The 2,818-nt window shown below is 31.2% G+C and carries 2 protein-coding genes; both read left to right on the top strand.

The features are described from left to right. The first annotated feature begins 264 nt into the window (after positions 1 to 264). The gene (locus C4R78_RS09315; RefSeq protein WP_103896762.1) at positions 265 to 1,272 is read left to right on the top strand and encodes a LacI family DNA-binding transcriptional regulator; all 1,008 of its coding nucleotides are present in this window, start codon (positions 265 to 267) and stop codon (positions 1,270 to 1,272) included. A gap of 64 nt (positions 1,273 to 1,336) precedes the next feature. Further along, positions 1,337 to 2,683, top strand: coding sequence for an ABC transporter substrate-binding protein (locus C4R78_RS09310; protein WP_103896761.1), 1,347 nt, complete (start codon positions 1,337 to 1,339; stop codon positions 2,681 to 2,683). The last annotated feature ends 135 nt before the right edge of the window (positions 2,684 to 2,818 follow it).

Genomic DNA, 2,818 nt, shown 5'->3' with positions numbered 1-2,818 from the left:
ACTTCGTATATTATTATATTTCGACATAAAAAAAGAGAATCCTTTTTTTGTGATGGATTCTCTTTTTAAAATTATACTTTGTCAACAATCTGAGGCTGCAGCTTTGCTGCAGCTTTTTAAATTTACCTAATTATTTATATGTATTATAATCGAAATTTGCAGAATTTTTTCAAAAACAAGTATTGACTAAAAATAGTGATTTTTATTATAATAAAAGTAGAATACGAAACGGGTTTCGAAGTCTAGTATAAGAGGTGTTATAAATTGACTACAATTTATGATATATCTAGAGAGACGGGTTTTTCGCCTACAACAGTTTCAAAGGCGTTAAATAATTATCCTGATGTAAGTGAAAAGACTAAGCAAATAATTTTAAAAAAAGCTGCTGAAATGGGATATATTCCAAATTCTCATGCACGAATATTAACTACAAAAAAGTCTTGGACTATAGGTATTTTATTTGATGAGAAGCTTAACGTAGGTATAAAGCATCCATTTTTTAATGCGATTATTGAAAGTTTTAAGAAAAAAGTTGAATTAAAAGGATATGACCTATTATTTATTTCTAAAGATATAGGTGGGCATCCAATAACTTATTTAGATCATTGTAAAATAAGAGGAGTAGATGGTGTAATAATAATTACTTCAGAGCCTACAAATGAACAGATACAGGAGCTTATTAATAGTAATTTCCCGTGTGTTTTAATTGATAATGAGAGTGATAAGGTAAGTAGTGTTCATTCAGATGATGCGCAGGGATGTTATTTAGCGGTTGAATATCTTTATTCATTAGGGCATAGAAAAATAGCACATATATATGGTAGTAGGGATACATTTGCAGGAAATGCAAGATATAATGAATTTATAAATGCTTTAGAAAAATTCAAATTGCCTAAGATAGATAAATATTTGGTTGAAGGTGGATATTTTTCCTTCGAGGGTGGTTATAAAGCTATGAAAAAACTTTTAGAGTTAGATGATTTACCAACAGCAGTTTTTGCATCGGGAGATCTTATGGCTATAGGAGCAATTAATGCTATAAAAGAAAAGGGATTAAGGATTCCAGATGATATATCTGTTGTTGGTTATGATGATTTAGATGTATGCAGATATATAACACCAAAACTTACTACCATAAAACAAAATACTGATTTAATTGGGGAAAACGCAGCTGATATTTTAATAGATATGATTGATAAGAAAAGTTCTAGAGCGTCAATTGTTGTGCCTGTTGAGTTAATTATTAGAGATTCTTGTAAGTCTATAATTTAATTTTATTTTTTTACATTTCGAAACCGGTTTCGAAAAGCTTAAAAATTAAAAGGGGGTATTTTAAGTGAAAAAATATTTGAGCATCCTTTTATCTGTCATTTTTATGATTGTGTCTTTGACGGGATGTGGATCTAAAACCAGTAGCAATGATAAAAAATTAGAGGTAAAGAAAGATAAAGTTTTAAGGGTATGGTCTTTTACCGATGAATTAAAGAAACCTTTAGAGTATTTTGAAAAGAAATATGGTATAAAAACTGAATTGACTATAATACCAACTGAAAATTATGCATCTAAAGTTCAACCGGTTTTAGAAAGTGGGGTTGGAGCCCCAGATATATTTACTGCTGAGATTGCTTGGTTAAAACAATGGATTGATTTACCATATTGGGAAAATTTATCGGAGGATCCTTATAATGCAGATGAATGGGAAAAAGATTATATTCCATACGTGTTTAATTTAGGGAAGGATAGCAATGGTAATGTTAAGGCATTATCATGGCAGGCAACACCAGGTGGTTTTATATATAAAAGATGGATTGCAAGAAAAGTTTGGGGAAATGATGATCCAGCTTTTGTCGCTCAAAAATTATCAACCATGGATAATTTCTTTAAAGCAGCTGAAGAATTAAAAAGAGCGGGATATAAGATTTTGCCTGATGAAGGTGCTATTCGTTGGTTTGCAAAGGGTGCAGATCCAAAGCCTTGGGTAAACGAAAAAAATGAATTGCAATTGACTCAAGCTAAAATAGACTTTATGGATTATCAAAAGAAATTACGTGATAACGAGTATACAGCAATGGCTCCTGAATGGTCACCAGCATGGTTTGCTTCAATGGAAGGTCCAATTCCGTTTAATGCAGGCTGGGATAAATTAGATAAAGTAAAATCTAATAAAAAAGTTGAAGTATTTGGCTATGTTTTGCCAACTTGGGGGTTACACTATGTAGTTAAGCCACGTGCACAAAATACAGCAGGAGATTGGGGAGTAACATCAGGACCATATCCTTACTTTTGGGGAGGAACATGGATAGGTATATATTCAGGATCCGACAACAAAGGGGCTGCTTGGGAATTTATAAAAATGATGACTCATGATGAAGAGTTTTTAAACTGGTGGTATAAGGAAACTGGGGACTTGCTCTCCTTTAAGCCTGTTACAGATAAAGTACAAGATAAAGTTTCAGATAAGTTTTTAAAAGGACAAAATCATTATAAATTTTTCTTAAAGGAAGCAGAAAAAATAGATGCTAATATAGTTACTAAATATGATCAAGGTATTGATAATATATGGGGAAATATAGTTTCAGAATATGTTAATGGAAAGATGACAAAAGAACAAGCAATAAATGAATTTTATAAGCAGGTTAAAAATGCATATCCGGAGATAATAATTCCACTTGATAAAAAATAATAATTTAAAATTGGTAGTATAATAGGTGAACTTAAGTTCACCTCAGACCGTCGACAAACCCCACTTTTCAAAAAACGAAAAGTGGGGTTTGAGTATTTTTACAAGCATTTTTGATAAATATTTTATAAATACAAA

Source organism: Caloramator fervidus (assembly GCF_900108045.1).
Taxonomy (GTDB): Bacteria; Bacillota; Clostridia; order Clostridiales; family Caloramatoraceae; genus Caloramator; species Caloramator fervidus.
This window is presented reverse-complemented; position numbering and strand designations above follow the sequence as displayed.